This is a genomic window from Streptomyces sp. NPDC032091 (genome assembly GCF_055580265.1).
This window is the reverse complement of sequence record NZ_JBVILR010000008.1, coordinates 223,833-243,470: the sequence shown is the minus strand read 5'-3', so window position 1 is coordinate 243,470 and position 19,638 is coordinate 223,833. Positions and strand designations below refer to the sequence as shown.

25 protein-coding genes and 1 pseudogene are annotated in these 19,638 nt (G+C 74.8%); 14 read left to right on the top strand and 12 right to left on the bottom strand.

Features of this window, described 5'->3' with window-relative positions; genetic code table 11:
• Positions 1-21: 21 nt before the first annotated feature.
• Positions 22-1,182, bottom strand: a complete 1,161-nt coding sequence (locus ACZ5NJ_RS16190; RefSeq protein WP_468765513.1) for an FAD-dependent oxidoreductase — start codon at positions 1,180-1,182, stop codon at positions 22-24.
• A gap of 106 nt (positions 1,183-1,288) precedes the next feature.
• Between ACZ5NJ_RS16190 and ACZ5NJ_RS16185 the strand changes: the two genes are divergently transcribed.
• Positions 1,289-1,849 carry a TetR/AcrR family transcriptional regulator gene (locus ACZ5NJ_RS16185; protein WP_468765511.1) on the top strand — a complete coding sequence of 187 codons (561 nt, stop codon included), beginning with the start codon at positions 1,289-1,291 and terminating at the stop codon, positions 1,847-1,849.
• A gap of 64 nt (positions 1,850-1,913) precedes the next feature.
• On the opposite strand, the gene pgm is transcribed toward ACZ5NJ_RS16185, so the two are convergent.
• A complete protein-coding gene (gene pgm / locus ACZ5NJ_RS16180) occupies positions 1,914-3,554 on the bottom strand; it encodes a phosphoglucomutase (alpha-D-glucose-1,6-bisphosphate-dependent) (RefSeq protein ID WP_468765510.1) in 1,641 nt (546 codons plus the stop codon).
• A 235-nt stretch (positions 3,555-3,789) separates the two neighbouring features.
• Here pgm and ACZ5NJ_RS16175 point away from each other — a divergent pair, with 235 nt between their 5' ends.
• Positions 3,790-3,999 (top strand): hypothetical protein, encoded by a 210-nt coding sequence (locus ACZ5NJ_RS16175; RefSeq protein ID WP_468765509.1) that lies wholly within the window; start codon positions 3,790-3,792, stop codon positions 3,997-3,999.
• A gap of 36 nt (positions 4,000-4,035) precedes the next feature.
• On the opposite strand, the gene ACZ5NJ_RS16170 is transcribed toward ACZ5NJ_RS16175, so the two are convergent.
• On the bottom strand, positions 4,036-5,226 hold the full coding sequence (locus tag ACZ5NJ_RS16170) for a spore photoproduct lyase family protein (RefSeq protein WP_468765507.1): 1,191 nt from the start codon (positions 5,224-5,226) through the stop codon (positions 4,036-4,038).
• Between the two features lie 144 nt (positions 5,227-5,370).
• Complete coding sequence (locus tag ACZ5NJ_RS16165; protein ID WP_468765506.1) at positions 5,371-5,856, bottom strand: MSMEG_6728 family protein; 486 nt, start codon at positions 5,854-5,856, stop codon at positions 5,371-5,373.
• 152 nt (positions 5,857-6,008) lie between these two features.
• On the opposite strand from ACZ5NJ_RS16165, the gene ACZ5NJ_RS16160 reads away from it, so the two are divergent.
• The 5 genes from ACZ5NJ_RS16160 to ACZ5NJ_RS16140 all read left to right on the top strand — a co-directional run bounded on the left by ACZ5NJ_RS16160 (position 6,009) and on the right by ACZ5NJ_RS16140 (position 8,732).
• Positions 6,009-6,884, top strand: a complete 876-nt coding sequence (locus ACZ5NJ_RS16160) for a hypothetical protein (protein ID WP_468765505.1) — start codon at positions 6,009-6,011, stop codon at positions 6,882-6,884.
• Positions 6,885-7,003: 119 nt separating this feature from the next.
• Positions 7,004-7,372, top strand: a complete 369-nt coding sequence (locus ACZ5NJ_RS16155) for a PRC-barrel domain-containing protein (RefSeq protein WP_468765504.1) — start codon at positions 7,004-7,006, stop codon at positions 7,370-7,372.
• A gap of 27 nt (positions 7,373-7,399) precedes the next feature.
• The gene (locus ACZ5NJ_RS16150; protein WP_468765503.1) at positions 7,400-7,603 is read left to right on the top strand and encodes a hypothetical protein; all 204 of its coding nucleotides are present in this window, start codon (positions 7,400-7,402) and stop codon (positions 7,601-7,603) included.
• A 130-nt stretch (positions 7,604-7,733) separates the two neighbouring features.
• Positions 7,734-8,141, top strand: coding sequence for a VOC family protein (locus ACZ5NJ_RS16145; RefSeq protein WP_468765501.1), 408 nt, complete (start codon positions 7,734-7,736; stop codon positions 8,139-8,141).
• A gap of 153 nt (positions 8,142-8,294) precedes the next feature.
• Positions 8,295-8,732, top strand: a complete 438-nt coding sequence (locus tag ACZ5NJ_RS16140) for a VOC family protein (protein WP_468765500.1) — start codon at positions 8,295-8,297, stop codon at positions 8,730-8,732.
• Positions 8,733-8,913: 181 nt separating this feature from the next.
• Here ACZ5NJ_RS16140 and ACZ5NJ_RS16135 read toward each other — a convergent pair whose 3' ends face one another.
• Positions 8,914-9,180, bottom strand: coding sequence for a GlsB/YeaQ/YmgE family stress response membrane protein (locus tag ACZ5NJ_RS16135; RefSeq protein WP_468765499.1), 267 nt, complete (start codon positions 9,178-9,180; stop codon positions 8,914-8,916).
• Positions 9,181-9,294: 114 nt separating this feature from the next.
• On the bottom strand, positions 9,295-9,921 hold the full coding sequence (locus ACZ5NJ_RS16130) for a TetR family transcriptional regulator (RefSeq protein WP_468765498.1): 627 nt from the start codon (positions 9,919-9,921) through the stop codon (positions 9,295-9,297).
• Between the two features lie 100 nt (positions 9,922-10,021).
• On the opposite strand from ACZ5NJ_RS16130, the gene ACZ5NJ_RS16125 reads away from it, so the two are divergent.
• The 4 genes from ACZ5NJ_RS16125 (at position 10,022) to ACZ5NJ_RS16110 (ending at position 12,038) form a co-directional block, all read left to right on the top strand.
• Complete coding sequence (locus tag ACZ5NJ_RS16125; protein WP_468765497.1) at positions 10,022-10,195, top strand: hypothetical protein; 174 nt, start codon at positions 10,022-10,024, stop codon at positions 10,193-10,195.
• 110 nt (positions 10,196-10,305) lie between these two features.
• Positions 10,306-10,521: a DUF4190 domain-containing protein gene (locus tag ACZ5NJ_RS16120; RefSeq protein ID WP_468765496.1), complete on the top strand. Its 216-nt coding sequence runs from the start codon at positions 10,306-10,308 to the stop codon at positions 10,519-10,521.
• Between the two features lie 116 nt (positions 10,522-10,637).
• The gene (locus ACZ5NJ_RS16115) at positions 10,638-11,369 is read left to right on the top strand and encodes a hypothetical protein (RefSeq protein ID WP_468765495.1); all 732 of its coding nucleotides are present in this window, start codon (positions 10,638-10,640) and stop codon (positions 11,367-11,369) included.
• Positions 11,370-11,504: 135 nt separating this feature from the next.
• The gene (locus ACZ5NJ_RS16110; RefSeq protein WP_468765493.1) at positions 11,505-12,038 is read left to right on the top strand and encodes a cysteine hydrolase family protein; all 534 of its coding nucleotides are present in this window, start codon (positions 11,505-11,507) and stop codon (positions 12,036-12,038) included.
• Between the two features lie 46 nt (positions 12,039-12,084).
• On the opposite strand, the gene ACZ5NJ_RS16105 is transcribed toward ACZ5NJ_RS16110, so the two are convergent.
• The 3 genes and pseudogenes from ACZ5NJ_RS16105 to ACZ5NJ_RS16095 form a co-directional block, all read right to left on the bottom strand.
• Positions 12,085-13,677: a phytoene desaturase family protein gene (locus ACZ5NJ_RS16105; RefSeq protein WP_468765492.1), complete on the bottom strand. Its 1,593-nt coding sequence runs from the start codon at positions 13,675-13,677 to the stop codon at positions 12,085-12,087.
• Positions 13,664-14,110 carry an SRPBCC family protein gene (locus tag ACZ5NJ_RS16100; protein WP_468765491.1) on the bottom strand — a complete coding sequence of 149 codons (447 nt, stop codon included), beginning with the start codon at positions 14,108-14,110 and terminating at the stop codon, positions 13,664-13,666. Before ACZ5NJ_RS16100 ends, ACZ5NJ_RS16105 begins: the two co-directional genes overlap by 14 nt.
• Before the next feature lie 39 nt (positions 14,111-14,149).
• Positions 14,150-15,165: pseudogene (locus ACZ5NJ_RS16095) on the bottom strand (SDR family NAD(P)-dependent oxidoreductase).
• A 159-nt stretch (positions 15,166-15,324) separates the two neighbouring features.
• On the opposite strand from ACZ5NJ_RS16095, the gene ACZ5NJ_RS16090 reads away from it, so the two are divergent.
• Positions 15,325-15,705 carry a hypothetical protein gene (locus tag ACZ5NJ_RS16090; protein ID WP_468765490.1) on the top strand — a complete coding sequence of 127 codons (381 nt, stop codon included), beginning with the start codon at positions 15,325-15,327 and terminating at the stop codon, positions 15,703-15,705.
• A gap of 12 nt (positions 15,706-15,717) precedes the next feature.
• Here ACZ5NJ_RS16090 and ACZ5NJ_RS16085 read toward each other — a convergent pair whose 3' ends face one another.
• The 3 genes from ACZ5NJ_RS16085 to ACZ5NJ_RS16075 form a co-directional block, all read right to left on the bottom strand.
• Positions 15,718-16,413, bottom strand: a complete 696-nt coding sequence (locus tag ACZ5NJ_RS16085) for a DUF6766 family protein (protein WP_468765489.1) — start codon at positions 16,411-16,413, stop codon at positions 15,718-15,720.
• A gap of 82 nt (positions 16,414-16,495) precedes the next feature.
• Positions 16,496-16,945 carry a hypothetical protein gene (locus ACZ5NJ_RS16080; RefSeq protein ID WP_468765488.1) on the bottom strand — a complete coding sequence of 150 codons (450 nt, stop codon included), beginning with the start codon at positions 16,943-16,945 and terminating at the stop codon, positions 16,496-16,498.
• Complete coding sequence (locus tag ACZ5NJ_RS16075; protein WP_468765487.1) at positions 16,942-17,418, bottom strand: hemerythrin domain-containing protein; 477 nt, start codon at positions 17,416-17,418, stop codon at positions 16,942-16,944. Before ACZ5NJ_RS16075 ends, ACZ5NJ_RS16080 begins: the two co-directional genes overlap by 4 nt.
• 191 nt (positions 17,419-17,609) lie before the next feature.
• Here ACZ5NJ_RS16075 and ACZ5NJ_RS16070 point away from each other — a divergent pair, with 191 nt between their 5' ends.
• Complete coding sequence (locus ACZ5NJ_RS16070; RefSeq protein WP_468765486.1) at positions 17,610-18,443, top strand: SDR family NAD(P)-dependent oxidoreductase; 834 nt, start codon at positions 17,610-17,612, stop codon at positions 18,441-18,443.
• Positions 18,440-19,621, top strand: coding sequence for a zinc-dependent alcohol dehydrogenase (locus ACZ5NJ_RS16065; RefSeq protein ID WP_468765485.1), 1,182 nt, complete (start codon positions 18,440-18,442; stop codon positions 19,619-19,621). Before ACZ5NJ_RS16070 ends, ACZ5NJ_RS16065 begins: the two co-directional genes overlap by 4 nt.
• Positions 19,622-19,638 lie beyond the last annotated feature (17 nt).

Here is a 19,638-nt window from a genome sequence, read left to right as displayed (position 1 = left end):
GCCCCGCGCCGCCGCCGGCTTTCAGCGGTAGTCGAGCTCGGCGAGTTCGGTGGCCAGGCGGCGGCGCAGGGCGGGGACGCGGGAGGCGAGCGGCAGGACGGCGTTGCGCGCGGCGCGCAGGGCCGGGTTGCGGAGGGTCGCGATCCGGGTCATCCGGTCGGTGAGGGCCACCACCCGCCGGGCGACGGGCCGGCGGCGGGCCTCGTAGCCGTCGAGGTCCTTGTCGGCGAAGGCGCGGCCGAGGGCGTACGCGTCCTGGATGCCGGTGTTCATGCCCTGGCCGCCGGCCGGGCTGTGGACGTGCGCGGCGTCCCCGGCGAGCAGCAGCCGGCCCGCCCGGTAGCGGTCGGCGACCCGGTGGTGGATCCGGAACCGGGAGGACCAGGCCAGCTCGCGGACGGCGGCCTGGCCCGGCGCGCGCTCGTCCAGCAGCCCCCGTACGAACGCGAGGTCCGGCTCGGCGGGGGCCTCGGCGACGCTCGCGACCACCCGGTAGTGCCCCCCGGGCAACGGAGCGACCACGGTGAGCCCGGCGGCGCCCAGGGTGAGCGAGACCTCGCCGGCCCCCGGGGCCCAGTCCATGACGACGTCGGCCAGCACGAAGGACTCCCCGTACGTGCTGCCGGTGAAGCCGATCCCGGCGGCCTGCCGGACCGTGCTGTGCATCCCGTCGGCGCCGACGGCGTAGTCGGCGCGCAGGGTCTCGCCGGTGCCGGTGGTGAGGGTGACCCCGTCCGGGTCCTGGGTGATCGAGGTGACCTCGTACGGGCGGTGGACGTCGCCGCCGAGGGCGCGCAGCCGGGCGAGGAGCACGGCCTCGGTCCGGTCCTGGGGGACCATCAGCGCGTACGGGTGGGTGGTCGGCAGGCCGTCGAAGCCGATCGTGGCGAGCGGGCGGGCGCCGTCGCGGATCCGGAACGTGCGCACCGGGATGCCGCGGCCGATCAGCTCGGCGGACAGGGCGCGGGTGGGGTCGAGCTCGTCGAGGACCTCCAGCGTGCGGGCGTGCACGACGGCGGCCCGCGAGGTGTTGGCGCCCTCGGCCTGCCGGTCCAGGAGCACGAAGTCGATCCCGGCCTCGGCGAGGGTCACGGCGAGGGCGAGGCCGGTGGGTCCGGCCCCGACGACGGCGGCACCCGTCGTGGCGGGAAGCGGACGCGGGAGCGGGGCGGTGCTGGTCATCGCTGGCCTCCTCCAGTAGGCCAACACTTGTTGGCCAACGGCTGTTGACCCCAGGATGACGCGGCCGCCCTGGCGTGTCAACGCCTGTTGGCCTACGCTTGTTGGCATGACGGTACGACGCACTTCCGACCACACCAGGGCGGCAATCCTGAAGGCCGCGCGAGAGCGCTTCGCCGTCCAGGGCTACGAGCGCGCCACCATCCGCGCCATCGCCGCCGACGCCGGGATCGACCCCTCGATGGTCATGCGGTACTTCGGCAGCAAGGAGCGGCTCTTCGACGCGAGCCTGGCCATCGACCTGCGCCTGCCCGACCTGGGCGCCGTCCCGGCCGAGGAGCTGCCCGCGGCGCTGGTGGGGCACTTCGTGGCGCGGTGGGAGGGCGACCCCGCGGACGACGCCCTGCTGGTCCTGCTGCGCTCCGCGGTGACGAACGAGCAGGCGGCGGCCCGGATGCGGGAGGTGTTCGCGGCGCAGGTGGCCCCGGCGCTGGCGGCCGCCCTCGGCCCGGAGCGGGCGGGCAGGGTCGCGGGCCTGGTCTCGTCCCAGCTCCTGGGGCTGGCCCTGACCCGCTACCTCCTCAAGCTGCCCGGCGTGGCCTCCCTGTCCCCGGAGGCCGTGGTCACGGGCCTGACCCCGGCCCTGGCGGCCGTCCTGTCGAGCCCCTGAAGCCGGCCGGGGGCGGGCCGGGCAGCCCGGAGCCGGGCCGGGCGACCCTGAGCCGGGCCGGACGTCAGGAGGACAGGGCTGCCGCGACGACCGACCGCGCCGCCTCCTGGACTTCGGCGAGGTGCTCGGGGCCCCGGAACGATTCCGCGTAGATCTTGTAGACGTCCTCGGTGCCCGAGGGGCGGGCCGCGAACCACGCCTGGTCGGTGGTCACCTTGATCCCGCCGAACGCCGCCCCGTTGCCCGGGGCGCTGGTGAGCACTCCGGTGACCGCGTCACCGGCCAGCGTGTCCGCGGTGACCTGCTGCGGGGAGAGCCGGCCGAGGACCGCCTTCTCCTCCCGGGTGGCCGGCGCGTCCACGCGGGCGTAGGCCGGCGCGCCGAACCGGGCGGTGAGCGCGGCGTACCGCTCGGAGGGGCTCTGCCCCGTGACCGCGAGGATCTCGGAGGCGAGCAGGGCGAGGAGGATGCCGTCCTTGTCGGTGGTCCACACCGACCCGTCACGGCGGAGGAACGAGGCCCCCGCCGACTCCTCGCCGCCGAACCCGAGGGTGCCGCCGGCCAGGCCGTCGACGAACCACTTGAAGCCGACGGGCACCTCCACCAGGTCCCGGCCCAGGTCGGCGGCGACCCGGTCGATCATCCCGGAGGACACCAGGGTCTTGCCGACGGCCGCGGACGCCGGCCAGCCCGCGCGGTGGCGGTAGAGGTAGTCGATCGCCGTGGCGAGGTAGTGGTTGGGGTTCATCAGGCCGCCGTCCGGGGTCACGATGCCGTGCCGGTCGGCGTCGGCGTCGTTGCCGGTCGTGACGTCGAACCGGGCCCGGCCCTCGATCAGCGAGGCCATCGCGTAGGGGGAGGAGCAGTCCATCCGGATCTTCCCGTCCCAGTCCAGGGTCATGAACCGCCAGGTGGGGTCGGTCTCCGGGTTGACGACGGTCAGGTCGAGGCGGTGCTCCTCGGCGATCCGCCCCCAGTAGGCGACCGACGCGCCGCCGAGCGGGTCGGCGCCGATGCGCACCCCGGCCGCGCGCACCGCCTCCAGGTCGAGCACGGAGGGCAGGTCGCGGACGTAGGCGCCGAGGAAGTCGTACCGCCCCGTGGTGGCGGCCGCGAGGGCCCGCGCGTACGGCAGCCTCCGGACCTCCTTGGAGCCGCCGGCGATGATCTCGTTGGCCCGGTCCTGGATCCAGCCGGTGGCCTCCGATCCGGCGGGGCCGCCGTGGGGCGGGTTGTACTTGAACCCGCCGTCGCCGGGCGGGTTGTGCGAGGGGGTGACGACCACCCCGTCGGCCAGGGCGCCGGCGCGGCCGCGGTTGTGGGTGAGGACGGCGTGGGAGACCGCCGGAGTCGGGGTGTAGCCGTCCTCGGTGTCGACGAGGAGGGTCACTCCGTTGGCGGCGAACACCTCGACGGCCGTCACCCGGGCGGGCTCGGACAGCGCGTGCGTGTCGGCTCCGAGGAACAGCGGCCCGTCGACGCCCTGCCGGGCCCGGTACTCGCAGATGGCCTGGCTCGTCGCGGCGATGTGGTCCTCGTTGAACGCGGTGGCCAGGGACGAGCCGCGGTGCCCGGAGGTGCCGAAGGCGACGCGCTGGGCCGGATCGCCCGGGTCCGGGTGCAGGGCGTAGTACGCGGTCACCAGCCTCGCCACGTCGACGAGGTCCTCCGCCCGCGCCTGCTGCCCCGCTCGCTCGTTCGACATCCGTTCGCTCCTCCGTACCGCTCGGGCCCCGACGGGGCCGGCGCCGCTCCATGGACGTGCCGCAGCGGACGCGCCGGCAGATCCGGCGCTCACCGCTCCGATCGTCCTCCCCCCACGGCCTACCCAGCGGGAGCCACTCCTATCGGCCGGTTTCCGCCGCGCTGAGCGGCCCGATACCGGGTAGACGCCACCGGTCGAGGAGCGTCGAGGAGAGTCGAGGAGAGGAGTCCCGGTCATGGACGGCACGCGGCACGAAGCGACGGGCGGCAAGGAGCACAAGCGGCAGGAGCCGGGGATCGGCCGTGAGGAGCAGACCAGCGAGCATCCCGGCCCGGACCCCGTCCACCCCGAGGCCAGTGAACCGGTGGCCGGCAGGTCGCCGGAGGAACGGCGGGAGCGCCAGGAACGGAACATGGAGCGCGGTCGCCGGCGCTCCGCCCGGTGACCGCACCGGGTCCCGCCCGCGCGCGGGCCCCCGCCCTCAGAAGGCGTACCGGATCCGGAGCCAGGGCGCGCGGGCGGCCACGAGGGCGCGCAGGGTCTCGACGGCCCGCGCCTTCACACCGGCCCGGTAGCGGACGTTCCAGCTCCCGTTCTCGGAGCGCTTGGGCTCCTGGAGGCCGGGCTGCCACAGGACCTCCTCCGCGCGCGGGTGCCAGCCCAGGTTGAGGTCGTGCAGGCCCTCGTTGTGCGTCAGCATGATCACTTCCGCGGCCGCCTGGGCCTTCACCGCAGCGGGCAGGACGTCGTCCATCTGCCGGAGCAGCAGGCCCCAGTCCCGTTCCCACCCGGGGCGCAGCACCACGGGCGAGAGGTTGAAGTGGACCTCGTATCCCGCGTCCAGGAAGTCCCCCGCGGCGGCGATCCGGTCCTCGACCGGGCTGGTGCGGAGGTCCAGCAGCCGGGAGTCCTCCTGCGGCATGACGGAGAACCGCACCCGGGTCCGGCCGCGCGGCTCCAGCAGCAGGAGGTCGGGGTTGACGAACTTGGTGGCGAAGGAGGCCTTGGCGGCCGGCCACCGGGCGAACGAGCGGACCAGATCGGCGACGTTGTCGCTGATCAGGGCGTCGACGGAGCAGTCGCTGTTCTCTCCGATGTCGTACACCCACGCCGTCGGGTCGCACTGGTTCGCCTCCGTCTTGGGGCCGAGGCGCGCGACGTGCCGCGAGAGGTGGGCGATGATGCGTTCGATGTTGGTGAAGACGGTGACCGGGTTGGCGTAGCCCTTGCGGCGCGGGACGTAGCAGTAGGCGCACGCCATCGCGCAGCCGTTGGCGGGACCGGGGGCGATCCAGTCCGCGGAGCGGCCGTTGGGGCGGGTGGTGAGGGTCTTCTTCTCCCCGAGCACCAGGACCTCGGACTTGGTGCGCACCCAGCGGTCGACGTTGCCCGCGTTGCCGTGGAGGTCCGGGATCCCCCAGTGCGAGGCGACGGGGACGACCTCGGCGCCGGGGAAGCGGGCGAGGACCTGGCGGCCGCGCGGGGAGGCCGCCGCCGCCGGTTCGGCGTGGATCACCCGTACGGAGAGCATGCGGCGGGCTGCCGGGGAGTCGCGGAACAGCGGTCCGGCACCGGCGGGGGGAGGGAGCTCCCGGCCCGTGTCGAGGTCCTCCAGGGCGAAGAGCGCGTCCGGGGGGCCGGCCGGCCGGTCCGGGTGGGGGTGGGCGCCCATGTGCGTCTCCTGCGCGGTCGTCGCGGCTGCCCGGCGCGGGCGCTGCCCCCGGGGGAGGAGCCCCGGGTGGACCCTCCACTGTAGGCGAACCCGCCCGAGGGCCCGCTGCGCGCCGGCGCCCGCGCCTGCCGTACCGCTCGCCGCTCAGCGCGGTCGCGCGCGGGGGTCGCGGTCGGAGGCGGGCCAGACGTAGGGGAGGTCGTCGGGAACCCCGGGGAAGTGCCTGCCGTAGAAGTCCGCGTCCTTGCGCACCAGCGCCGACTGGTGGCTCCGGTGGAACCCCGGGTCGCCGAGCCATGGCGGAAGGTCCCCGGCGGCGGCGAGCTGCTCCTGGGTGCGGGGCTCCGCGTCGCCCGGCAGCCAGGTGCGGAAGTCCCGGACCAGGGTGACGGCGCAGGTGTCGCCCCGCCCCTCGGCGGTCCAGACCCGGCAGACGTCCAGCCCGTAGCGGACGAGGGCCTCCTCGTACCCCGCCCACATGCGGACCGCCGGATGATTGCGCCACCCGTAGCCGGGCAGTGTCAGGCCCCGCAGCACCTGCACGGCCTCCACCCGTTGCTTCCCGAGCCGCCGCCCGTCGAGGACGGCGGCCGAGGCACGGAACGACGCGAACGGCAGGAAGGTCTGCACGGGGCCTCCTCACCTCGGCCGACGACCGCCCCGGACCCCGAGCCCACGAACGGCGACTGCCCCCACCGGACCGCACCCAACCCTCGGCCGCGCCCTGCCCCCTCCCCGAGCCGGACCGTGCGGGGCGCGGCCGTGGGGCTCATGGTGGTGGTGTGAACGTGGAGCAGGTGATCAGCGAGCTGTACGGGCTCCGCCCGGCGCAGTTCACCGCGGCACGCGGCGCGTACACCGCCCGAGCCCGGCAGGAGAAGGACGCCGAGGCCGCCCGCCGGATCGCCGCCCTGCGCAAACCCACCCTCGCACTGTGGGCGGCGGGCCTCTTCGCCCGCGCCCGCCCCACCGAGGCGCAGGCGCTCCTGCGCCTGGGCGGGGAGCTGCGGACGGCACACCGGGAGCTGGACGGTGCGCGGCTGCGCGCGCTCTCGCACGAGCAGCACCGGGTGATCGGCGCGCTCGCGCGGGAGACCTCTCGGCTCGCCGGCGAGGCGGGGGAGCGGATCAGCGAGAGCGTCCTGCACGAGATCGAGCAGGTCTTCCACGGTCTGCTGGCCGACGAGGACGCGGGCCGGCAGTGGCTCGCGGGCCGGCTGACGGCCGCCCCGAAGGCGCCGGTCGGCTTCGAGGGCGTGGCCCCCGCCCCGGGCGCCTCCCCGCCGCCCCCGGCGACCCCGCGCGAGCGGCCGGCGCCGTCCCGCCCGGAGCGGGACGCGGCGGCCGAGCGGCGCGCTCGGGAAGACGAGCGGCGCGTCGAAGCGGCCCGGCAGGCGGCGGCCGAGGCCGCCGCCGCGCACGAGCGGGCCCGGGCGGAACTCACCGAGGCAGCCACCGCGCTGGAAGGAGCCCGCAGCGAAGCCGCAGCCGCGCGGGAAGAGCTCCACGCGGCACAGCGGCGCCTCGACGCCGCCGAGCGGGCGACCGCCGACGCGCGCTCGCGCCACCAGCGGGCCGAGACGGCGGCCGGGAAGGCCGCCCGGGCGGCCGAGTCCGCCACCCGGCGCCTGCGGGACACCGGGAACAGCGCGGCATAGGGCGCGTCCGCCCCGACGCTCGCGGCCGGCCCACGACGCGCCTGTGTGAGATCCGCGGGACGGGGCAGCCGGGACAGGGAGACAAGGCGGTATCCGCACCACGGAAAGGACCACCCTTCATGAACGAGAACGCCTGGGACTACCGCGAGACGGACGCCCGGACGCAGGGCATCGACCTCAGCGGGTACAAGGTCGAGGCCGTCGACGGGAGCATCGGCAAGGTCGACAAGCACTCGGACGAGGCCGGCTCCGCCTGGATCGTGGTCGACACCGGCGTGTGGATCTTCGGGAAGGAGGTCCTCCTGCCGGCCGGCACCATCTCGCGGATCGACGTCGACGAGGAGACCGTCCACGTGGACCGGACCAAGGAGCAGATCAAGAACGCCCCGGAGTTCCACCGCGAGACGCACCTCGGAAACGCCGACTACCACGACGAAGTGGGCGCGTACTACCTGCAGGGCGCCCCGTTCGGCGGCCGCCCCTTCTGAACCTGAACCGGTACGAGGAGCACGAGCGTGAACGAGCACGAGAAGCACCACCGCGAGCACCACGAGGGCACGCCTCCCTCGAAGGCCGTCGGGGAGAGCGGCGACCGTGAGGCCCGCAAGGAAGCGGAGGACGCGGTCATGCCCGGCAGCCAGGACGGCGAGGCCGGCGACGCCCTCACCCCGAACACCGGGGCCCAGAGCCGTACGGCCCACCGCGACCGCCGGAGCTGACGGACCCGAGACGCGGACGCGGAGATGAGCGCGGCTCCCCGGTGCCCCCGAGGCACCGGGGAGCCGCGCCCGTCCGGGCCCCCTCGATGACGCCACGTATACGTACGGCCGCACAGGGCACACGGGGTTCATGACCGTACCCAAGACAAGCGTGCTCGTACTGGACTGCGCGGAGCCCGAAGCCCTGGCCCGCTTCTACGCCTCCCTGCTGGACGCCCGTGTCGGGCCGGCCGAGGGCGACGCCGGCCTCCTCCTCGTCACCGGCCCCTCGGGCACGGTGCTCGGCATCCGCCGGGACCCCGACCGCGTACCGCCCAGCTGGCCGCTCCCCGAGGGGCCCGAACAGCCCCACCTGCGCATACTGGTGACCCCGGAGGCACTCGACGAAGCGGAGCGCGAAGCGGTGGCCCTGGGGGCGCGGCCCGTGGCGGCGGAAGGGGAGGACTCCGGCCCCGAGGGCAGGACGACGCAGCGCCGCTACGCCGACCCGGCGGGCCACGCCTTCGTCCTGGCCGCCGCCCGGATCCCGGCGCCCTGACCGGTGGGCCGAACGTCGGCGGGCCGCGCTCCGTTCCGGGGGGACGGAAAACGGAGCGCGGCCGCCGTCGGCGCGTATGTCCGCTCCCCGCGCTCCCAAACCCCGTGGAAGGCCGTCCTCTGGGAACCGGGCCCGCTCGGTAGCATGCGGCGCATGGCCATCAGACTTGAGAACGTCGGCATCGCCGTCCGCGATCTCGAAGCGGCGATCTCCTTCTTCACCGACCTCGGCCTCACGGTCGTCGGCCGCGACACGATCAGCGGCGAATGGACCGACACCGCCGTCGGCCTCGACGGCAACCACGCCCGCATCGCGATGCTCCAGACTCCGGACGGTCAAGGCCGCCTCGAGCTCTTCGAGTACATCCACCCCGAAGCGATCGAGGTGGGGCCGGCCCGTCCGAACGACATCGGCATGCACCGCGTCGCCTTCTCGGTCGACGACATCGACGCGGCCCTGGAGACGGCCGCACGGCACGGATGCCACCCGCTGCGCGGCGTGGCGACCTACGGGGACGTCTACAAGCTCACGTACGTGCGCGGCCCCAGCGGCATCATCGTCATGCTCGCCGAGGAGCTGAAGAAGGCCTGACGGCGTGAGAGGGCGGCGCGCAGCACGACCCGTACCGTGAGCCACGCGCAGCGCACCGCCCACCGCGCGCCCCACGCCGTCACCCGGGTCATGGCACGGCGGGCGACGGCGCGGGGCGCCAGGCGCCGCAGCAGCCGTCGCCGTCTCCTCCTCGCGCGCCGGCCCCGCCCCGGAAGGGCCTTCATCCATGCCTCCGGCCTACCACGAGGCGGTAGACCCCCAGGAGGATGAGGGCGCCCACGATCGCCGCGATCCAGGTGGAGAGCTGGAAGAACCCGTCGATGGACTTGACGTGGAAGATCACCTTGCCGAGCCATCCTCCGAGGAGGGCGCCGGCGATGCCGATCAGGATCGTCACGACGCAGCCGCCCGGGTCCCGCCCGGGCATGATGGCCTTGGCGATGATCCCGGCGAGCAGACCCAAGACGATCCAGCCGATGATGCTCATGAAACGCCCCTTGTCCTTGTTCGATCCGTGTGGTTCTTCTACGCCTCCCAGCGGATTCCAAACGCGGTGACGCCGCAGGCCGGCGGCCGTTCACCCGGTCGGGCCGTACGGGGATCACCCCCTCCAGTGCAGGCGCCCCAGATGGATCAGCCGGAGCTGGGCCCGGGCGGTCCCGGTGGCGGCCTCCCAGTCCTCGCCCCGCAGCGACGCGGCGAGGAACGCCGACGCCGTCATGAACATGTGGTCCACCAGCAGCCGGGCCAGCATCCGCACGTCCTCGGCGGCCCAGCCCGGACCGGTGGGATCCGCCCGCAGGGCGGCGCCTATCTCGTCGGCGAAGGCGTCCAGTTGGGCGGCGATGGCCGCGCGCACCGCCGGCACCCCTCCGTGGCGCTCGCGCACCAGGAAGCGGACGTGCGCCGGCCTGCTGCGCACCAGTGCGGCGACGAGCCGCACCGCGGCGTCACCGCGCCGCTCGGCGTCACCGGTCGCGGCCAGCATGCCCCGTACCGTCACGTGCAGGGTGGCCAGGGCCTCTTCGACGAGCGCGATCCCCAGCTCGTCCATGCCCCGGAAGTGCCGGTAGAAGGCGGTGGGGGAGACGCCGGCGGCCCGGGTGACCTCCCTGAGGCCCAGACTGCCGAGGCTGCGCTCCTCCAGCTCCGACAGGGCCGCGTCGAGCAGGGCCCTTCGGGTGCGGCGGCGCTGGATCTCGCGGGCTCCGGTGGTGTGCAGGCTCATGACGCGCAGTCAAGCGCGTCACACTCGCGCACCGCCAGCATGAGGCTGATTGGACCGGGTAGTCAGTGCACAACTGTCATCCGAAGGGAAGGACGTCCCCATGCTCTTCCTCGTTGGTGCCCTGCTCGTCCTCGGCGTCGTGCTCGGCGCCGTGGCCCACGTCCCCGTCCCCGTCAGCGTGGGCGGCGGCCTCGTGATCGCCCTGTGGCTCGCGGTGTTCGCCGCGCGCGAGCGGTTCTCGGGCCGCCGCCGGACGCACGGAGGTGCGCGATGAACACCCGGACCGATGCGCATCCCCGTGACCGTGCCGGTGCTCGCGACCACGGCCGCGGCCGCGCCCGTGACCGTGCCCTTGCCCTTGCCCGTATCCGCGACGCCGACGCGATGGCCGTCACCGCGTTCGTCCTCGGCCTCGTGGGCCTGCTCGTGACGAACCTGCTGCTCGGCCCCGTCGCCATCGTCCTCGGCGCCCTCGCCCTGGGCCGGCGCACGAGCAGGCCCGGCCGCGCCCGCCTGGGCATCGCCCTGGGCGTGGCCGACCTGGTCGTCCTCGCCTGCCTCGTCACCGCCGACGGCACCTGGTCGTGGAGCCTCGCCTGACCACTCCCCGCCCAGGGCCGCTCCGCTGCGGGAACCCGGCCCGCCCCATGGACCTCGGACGTTGCAGGGAGCGATCTCTTTGTACACACTGCACTACCGGCGATGAGGAGGAGACGATGAGCGCGGCCCACGAGGCACGGCAGTGGCCGGACGAGGTCAGCGTCGACAACGCGAGGACGACGCTGCTGCAGCTCCTCGCGCGGGCCGGGGTCCCCGCCGGTGACGCGCGCCAGCTGATCGGGCTCGTCGAGGCCGGCATCCTCGCCCTCGCGCACACGGAACTCGACGGCGCCGGCCGTACCGTCCCGGGGGACAAGGGAGAGGAGTACCGCTCCGGCTGGCTGGACGGCGCCGAGGCCTTCCTGGACGACCTCGGCGCCGTCGCCGAGCGGACCCTGGCGGGGGTCACCGGGCCCGAGGGGGACCACGGCGGCGCGGGCGCCCACCCCCGGGCGCGGCGCATGGAGGTGGAGCGGGCCAAGGTCGCCCTCACTCCCCTCTACCTGTCGTTCACCGCGGCTTCGGAACTGGACCCGGAGGTGACCGAGGAGGTGCTCGTCGCCGTCCTCGGCACGATGAGCCCCCGGCAGCGGGCCGGCTACGCCGGACGGCTGACCGAGTTCACCGCGCTGCACCGCAGCCGGCTGGAGCGGCTGTTCGCGGCGTTCGGGCCGGACAGCGCCACCACCATGCACGGCCGCTACTCGCTCCTCCACTCCGTGACGAGCATCGCCGTACTGGAACGGCTCCTCGCCTCCCCCCGGACGCTGCGGGAACAGTGGGACGCCGCGGAACTGCCCCCCGCCTGGCTCGACGGCCTGACGACCGCCTGGACCGCCGAGGCCTAGCCGGACAGAACCCAGCCCGGCGTGCCGGTGCTCGTCCGCGCGGGGCCGCGAACCCGCAACAATCCGGAGTGACAGGGTGAACCCCGCGGCCCGGCCACCCGCCGGAACGCGGGGAGGGGGGCGAGATTCGACGGTATGGACAACACGGCCGTGGTGGTCATCGACATGCTGAATCCCTACCGGCACCAGGACGCGGACCTCCTGGTCCGGTCCGTCCGCGCCGCGCTGCCCGGGGTGGTGGACGTGATGTCCGCGGCGAGGGCCGCCGGCGTGCCGGTCGTCTACGCCAACGACAACTTCGGCCAGTGGCGTTCCCACCACGGCCAGATCGTCGACTTCGCCCTGGCGGGCGAGCACCCCGAGCTGGTGGAGCCGGTCCTGCCGGACGAGGACTCCCTCTTCGTGGTCAAGGCCCGCCACTCCGTCTTCTACGAGACGCCGCTCGCCTACCTGCTGGGCACCATGGACGTCACCCGTCTGGTGCTCGTCGGCCAGGTCACCGAGCAGTGCGTGCTGTACTCCGCCCTGGACGCCCACATCCGCCACCTCGACGTCGTCGTCCCCACGCAAGCGGTCGCCCACATCCACGCCGACCTCGCCGACGCGGCGCTGCGCATGATGGAGCGCAACATGGGCGCCCGGCTGATCGACGGCCCCGTACCGCTGTGATCGGCCGCCGCACCCGCCACGGCCCCGACCCCGGCCCGCCGGCCGCTCAGCCGGTCCGGCGCAGCAGCCGCGCCGGGGACCGCCGGGTGCGCAGGGCGGTCCGGGCCGCGTTCGCACCCGGGGCGCCGTGCACACCGCCCCCGGGATGCGCGGTGGCGGAGGCCAGGTAGAGCCCGGGGACGTGCGTGGCCGGCCGGCCGGTGCCCGGGACCGGGCGGAAGAAGAGCTGCTGGTGGAGGGCGGTGGTGCCCTGGTTGACGGCCCCGCCCACCAGCGCGGGGTCGAGTCGTTCGAGGTCGGGCGGGGCCAGCACGCGGCGGGCGCGGACCGTCCCGGCGAACCCCGGCGCGTACCGCTCGACCTGCGCCTCGATCCGGTCGGCGATGGCCTCCCTCTCCCGCTCGTCCCAGCGGCCGGTGATGCCGTCGCCGCCCGCGTCGCCCACGATCTCCTGGGGCACGTGCGTGTACGCCCACGCCGACTCGGTGCCCGCCGGGGAGCGGGCGGGATCGGCGGTGGTCATCTGCCCGAGGACCGCGAACGGGGACGACGGCACCTGCCGCATGGCGATCTGGGCGGCGAAGAGCGTCAGCTCGTCCACACCGTCGGCCAGGTGCACCGTGCCCGCCGTCCCCGGCCCCTCGGCGGACCAGGGGACGGGCCGGGACAGCGCCCAGTCGACCTTGACGGTGGAGAAGTCCCACTGGAACCGCCGCAGATCGCCCCGCAGCCGGTCGGGCAGGTGCTCGGGCCGCAGCAGCCGCTCGTAGAGCACGGGCGCCGGCACCGCGGCGAGGACCGCCCGGCGGGCTTCCACCAGCGTGCCGTCCACCGTACGGACCGCCGCCGCCCGCCCGCCGCGCACCACCACCTCGGCCGCCGCCCGCCCGCAGTGCAGCACGCCGCCGTGCGCCCGCAGCCGCCGCACGAGGGCGTCGGTCAGCGCCTGGGCGCCGCCCTGCGGCACGGGGAAGCCGTGGGCCTGGCCGAGCATGCACATCAGCCACCCGAAGCCGCCCCCGAGCGCGGACTCGGGCGCCAGGTCGGCGTGGAGGGCATTGCCCGCGATCAGGAGCCGGCCGCCCGCACCGGCGAACTCCTCCTCCCCGAACCGGCGGGCCGGCAGCAGCATCCTGCGGGCCATCCGCAGCCCCTCGGCGCGGCCCAGCCGCAGCGCCAGCCGCCCGCCCGCGCGCAGCGGCGGGAACGGCGTGAACAGACAGTCCATCAGCAGGTCGTCGATCCGCTCCCACAGCCGGCACAGCCCCAGCCACGCCTCCCCGTCCCCGGGGGCGAACCGTTCCAGCGAGGCCGCCGTCGCCTCCGGGTCGGCGGCCAGGACGGCGCAGCGGCCGTCCGTCAGCGGGTGGGCGACCACGGCCGGGGCGCGGCTCCAGCGCAGCCCGTACTCCTCCAGGCGCAGCCGCCGGATGACCGGCGAGGCGGCCGCGAGCGGGTAGAAGGCGCTGAAGAGGTCGTGGACGTACGCCGCGTCCAGGCCGCGGTCGCTGCGCACCGCTCCGCCCGGCGACGGCCCGGCCTCCAGGACGACCACCTGCCAGCCGGCGTCGGCCAGGACGTTCGCGGCGACCAGCCCGTTGGGGCCGGCGCCGATGACCACCGCGTCAGGACCGGTCACGGCCGTCGCCGTCCTCGCACTCGCGGGCCAGGCGGGCCAGCAGCAGGCGGTGGCGCACCTGGGCGACGGCGTCGACCGCCGCGTGGTGGAAGGACCAGCCCCGGCCCCGCAGGGGATGCTCGTCCATGACCACCAGCGTGTCGGCCCCCCAGGGGCGGACCTCGAAGGCGATCCGCGCGCTGGAGTTGCCCGCGACGGCCTCCAGCTCCAGCCGGTCCGGTGCCGCGTTCACCCGCACGACGGTCTCGCCCTCGTAGCGCAGCGGTCCGAGTTTGACCTGGTAGCGCAGGGTCGAGCCCTCCTGCGGCCACCGGCCGTCCGCCTCGGCGGAGTCGTGCGCCCCCACCACCCAGTTCGCGTACCGGTTCCCGTCCTCCAGGACCTCCCACACCCGTGCCGGACGGGCCCGGACCAGTCGGTGCTGCAACGCCATGACGCCTCCCACGCGGCTCGGGGTCTCCCGGAGCGGCGCCTACCCCCGCCGGGCGCACCCCACGCGGAGCCGGCCGCCCCCGCCCCCGCGCCGGGCGGCCAGCGCCCGCAGAGCCGCCGGCAGGGCCGCGACGGCGGCCGTCCCGGCCGCCCGGCGCACCACGGTCCGCAGTCGGCCGTGGCGCCCGCCGTGCACCGCGGCGGACCGGCCGGACGGAGCCCGCAGGACGCCGGCGCCGCCCGGCCCGCCCGGCCCGGCGGCGAAGTAGGCCCGGTCCGTGCGCCACGCCACCGCGCGGCGCACCGGCCCCGGCGCCACGAGCCGCGCTCCGGTCAGCAGTCGGGCGTACGGCCCGACCAGCACCCGGCGCCGCGGCCGCCGGGCGGCCCGCACGACGGCACGGGCGACGCGCTCCGGCGTCCCCACGGGCGGCAGGGAACGCAGTTCGCGCCCGCTGCGGTTGGCCGCGTGCCGGAAGAACGGCGTGTCCACCCCGGTCGGCAGGACGGTGCACACGTGGATCCGCCGCTCGCCCAGCCGCGCCAGCTCCTGGCGCAGCACGTCGTCGAACGCGACCAGCGCCGCCTTCGACATCACGTAGCCGCCCATGTACGGGGCCGTGACCCGCCCCCCGAGCAGGGAGGAGACGTCGACCAGCACCCCGTGCCCCTGGCGCCGCATGACCGCCAGGGCGGCACGGGCCCCGCGGACCACGCCGAGCACGTTCACCTCGAACAGGCGCGCCAGGTCCGGCACGGGCACCTGGTCCCACCGCCCGAGGATCCCCACCCCCGCCGCGTTCACCCAGACGTCGATCCGCCCGAACCGCTCCACCGCGGCCGCGGCCAGCCCTTCCACCGCCCGCTCGTCGCACACGTCGTCGGCACGGCCAGCGCCCGGCCGCCCCGCCGCCGGCACTCCCGCGCCGCCTCCTCCAGCGGCCCGGCGCTGCGGGCCGCCAGCACGACGCACGCACCCCGCCGGGCGCAGGCCACGGCGGTGGCGCGCCCGATCCCGCTCGAAGCACCGGTGACGACGACGACGGCGTGGCGCATCCTCATGCCCTGCCTCTGACCGCTGTCCGCCCACTCCATGCCCCGCACCGGGCGGGGCCGTCGGACGGGACCGCCCCGGGCGGGACGGTCGCGGGGTTGGGCGGCCCCCGCCCGGGCAGGGGCGGGGGGACCGGGGCGACGCCCGAGGAGGTACTCCTGATGTCCAGCACACCCAAGTCGCACGTCCCGCACGGCCAGGGACCCGGCCGGCACGAGGGCACCGAGCAGCACGGCTGGTCGCCCGACGTCGATTCCACGCACACCCAGGACAACCCCAGCGCCCGGCGGTCCTTCGACCCGCCGGAGAAGGGCACGGCCGCCCGCCGCGCCCCGTCCGCGTCGTCGGCGGACACCGACAGCGGCACCCCGGTGGAGAGCACCTCCCGCAGCGGCGAGGACCTGGCCAAGAGCGGCACCCACAAGGGCCACCACGACCTGGGACCCCGCGGCCGCTCACAGCGCCCCAGCGGCGGCAAGGACGACGACGCCTTCACCGGCGTGGACGCCGGCAAGGGCCCCAAGCACCTCCGCAAGGGCTGACGCCCGACTGTCCTAGCCCTCCACCCCGGTGGCGCCGTGGGAGGCGCCGACCGGCTTGGATTCCGGGGAGCCGCGCTGGCGGAGGTAGACGGAGAGGATGGCCATCGCGGCCACCGCGAGGAGTTCGGACTGCCAGTTCTGCAGGGTCCGGCTCCAGAAGTCCGCGGACGCCAGGTACGCGGCCCAGCTCACCGGCTGCGACCGCTCCCGCAGCTGTTCGGCGTTGTAGGCGGCGGTGCCGGCGATGGACTGCGCCAGCCAGGACAGCAGGAAGAGCAGCGCCATCACGATGCCCAGCGAACGGGAGTACGCCGCCTGCCGCCAGCCGCCCGCGGCCGCCCAGCGGGGCGAGTCCGCGCGCGCGTGCTCGCCCATGCGCTGCTCCTCCTCGCTCTCCGGGCCGACCTTGTGGAGCTCCTTCGACTCGGGGGAACCGCGCTGGAGCAGCCACACGGTGCCGAAGACGTAGAGGAAGAACTGCAGGAACTCCGACTGCCAGTTCTCGGTGACGTCCACCGCGAAGTCCGAGGACGTCAGGTACTGGACGAAGGAGACCTGTTGCAGCCCCGCCGTGGCGAGCTGCTCGTTGAACTCCGCCCGCCCGGCGACGGCCTGGCAGGCCAGCACGACCAGGAACGCCCCGCCGAAGGCCAGCGTGAGGCCGTTGTCGCGCCAGAAGCCGCCCGCCGGGGCCCGTCGTCCGGTCATCGTTGCAGCAGTCCGATCGTGATGAAGTAGCCCAGGCCGACGAGGATGACGGCCAGCGTCCCGATGAACAGCCCGCGCACGTTCAGCCTCCCGTGACCGTGCAGTCGTACGGCCGGTCGGGCTGCGGGGTGCAGCCGGCGGCGACGACCTTCCAGCCCTCGCCGAACTGGGACAGGAACAGCGTGTCCCCGCCCAGCCGTACCATCGCCTGCCGCCCGTACACCTCCGCCGCCGCCTCCGTCCCCCCGCCCGTCACGGCCGGCAGCCCCTCCTTCGCCAGGGCACGGGCGCACTCCTGCCCGTCCGCCACCTCCCGGCGGGTCTGCGGCGCCAGCCACGCGCAGGCCTGCCCGTACCGGGCGGCGCCCAGCGCGTCCTCGAACGCGCGGGCCGCCGACACGGCGTCGTCCGCGCGGGGCCCCGGCGCCCCGCATCCGCCCACGGCCAGGACGCCCACGAGCCCCAGGGCCACGGCCGGCGTCCGGCGCAACCGGGGTGCCCGCTCCACGGCGCGCCCCGGTGCGACGGTCACGCGGACGCCGCGCTGGGGACCTTCAGCGGGTCCCGCGGCGCCTGCCCCTTGGCCTCCGCCAGCTGGGACCCGAGGTCGAGGAGACGGTTGCGGCCCATGGCCTTGCGGACGTCCGGGAACCAGTCCTTCTCCTCCTCCTCGACGTGGTGGCGCACCTGTTCCATCAGCACGGTCATCTTGGCCTTGAACCGCTCGTCGGCGGGGTCCATGGCCTTGAGCTCGGAGAGCATCCACACCACCGCGTGGTGCTCCTCGATGCTCTCCAGGACGTGGTCCTTGGTGTCGGGCGCGGCCTCCCGCGCGGCCGGATAGAAGTACTGCTCCTCGATCCAGGCGTGGACGGTGAGCTCCTCGATCACCTCGTCCGCGATCCTGCGCCGTTCCGAGGTGTCCTCGTCGTCGGTCTTCTCGAACTCCTTGAAGAGCTTCTCGACGGTCTTGTGGTCTTCCCGCAGCAGCACGATGGCGTCCAACAGCGTTTCCTCCCGCCGGGCGGCGGCGCCGGCCGCCGCCGCAAGATCTCCGCTGCCGACCGTTCCCCCGCCCGGGGCCCCTCTCCCGCCGCGTCCGGGGATCTCACCCGTCCGGCGACCGTTCACCACCCCGGTCGGCCGAACCCCGTCACCCCCGCGTATCCGCCGCCGAACCGGGCACACGGCAGGGCATGAACCCAATGAACCCCTTTGCGGTAGTAACCGGCGCTTCGAGCGGAATCGGGTACGAACTGGCGCTCCAGCTGGCCGACCGGGGCTACGACCTCGTCATCAACGCCGAGGACGACGCCCGGCTCCGGACGGCGGCGCAGCGGATCCGGCAGGCGGGCACCCAGGTGGACGTCGTACAGGCGGACCTGCGCCGGTACGAGGAGGCCGAGCGGTTGTGGCAGGCGGTCACCGCACGCGGCCGCCCGGTCGCGGTCGTCGCCCTCAACGCCGGCGTCGGCCAGGGCGGGGCGTTCGTCGACACCGACCTCGCCGACGAGCTGGAGATCGTCGACCTCAACGTGCGCTCGACCGTGCACCTCGCCAAGCGGGCGCTGGGCCACATGGTCGAGCGCGACGAGGGGAGCGTACTGATCACCTCCTCGATCGCCTCGACGATGCCGGGCTCCTTCCAGGCCGTCTACAACGCCTCGAAGTCCTTCCTCCAGTCGTTCTCCCAGGCCCTGCAGAACGAACTCAAGGACTCGGGCGTCACCGTCACGGCGCTCATGCCCGGCCCCACGGAGACCGACTTCTTCCGGCGCGCGGACATGGGCGACACCAAGGTCGGCCGGCAGGACAAGGACGACCCCGCCGACGTCGCCCGCCAGGGCCTGGACGCCATGGAGTCCGGGGACGACAAGGTCGTCGCGGGCTCCGTGAAGACCAAGGCCCAGGAACTCCTCAACAAGGTGCTGCCCGACGCGCTCAAGGCCGAAGGGCACCGCAGGATGGCCGAACCCGGGACCGGCGACGACCGGGAGCCGGCCGCGGGACGCGGGGAGGGATCGTCATGAAGGCCCTGACATGGCACGGGAAGGCCGACGTCCGCGTGGACACCGTCCCCGACCCGGTGATCCAGGACCCGGCCGATGTGATCGTCAAGGTGACCACCACCGGCCTGTGCGGCTCCGACCTGCACCTCTACCAGGTGTTCGGCCCGTTCCTCGAAGCGGGCGACATCCTGGGCCACGAACCGATGGGCATCGTCGAGGAGGCCGGACCGGACGTCACCGCCCTGCGCCCCGGCGACCGCGTCGTGGTCCCCTTCAACGTCTCCTGCGGCACCTGCTTCATGTGCGCCCGCGGCCTGCACTCGCAGTGCGAGACCACCCAGGTCCACGAACACGGCAAGGGCGCCTCCCTCTTCGGCTACACCAAGCTCTACGGCCAGGTCCCCGGCGGCCAGGCCGAGTACCTGCGGGTGCCCTTCGGCAACACCCTGCCCGTCAAGGTCCCCGAAGGGCCGCCGGACGACCGGTTCGTCTACCTGTCCGACGTGCTGCCGACCGCCTGGCAGGCCGTCCGGTACGCCGACGTCCCGGCGGGCGGCAGCCTCGCCGTCCTGGGCCTGGGCCCCATAGGCGACATGTGCACCCGGGTGGCCGCCCACCTCGGGGTGGAGACGGTGATCGGCATCGACCTCGTACCCGAGCGCCTGGACCGGGCCCGCCGCCACGGCGTCCACGTCTTCGACGTCGAGCGGGACGACGACGTCGTGGCCGCCGTCCGGGACCTGACCGGCGGCAGGGGCCCGGACGCCGTGATCGACGCGGTGGGCCTGGAGGCGCACGGCGCGCCCGTCGCCGCCGGAGCGCAGACGCTGACCGGCCTCCTGCCCGACGCCCTGGCCGCCCGGCTGATGAAGCGCGCCGGAGTGGACCGCCTCTCCGCCCTGTACCTGGCCATCGAACTGGTCCGCCGCGGCGGGACCATCTCCCTGTCCGGGGTCTACGGCGGCATGGCCGACCCGCTTCCCCTGCTCACCCTGTTCGACAAGCAGATCCAGCTGCGCATGGGCCAGGCCAACGTCCGGCGCTGGACCGACGACCTCCTGCCCCTGGTCTGCGACGGCGACCCCCTGGGCGTCGAGGACTTCGCCACCCACCGCCTTCCCCTCTCCGAGGCCCCGATGGCCTACGACATGTTCCAGAAGAAGCGGGACGGCGCCGTCAAGGTCCTGTTCACCCCCTGACGGGGGCGGGCGGGCCC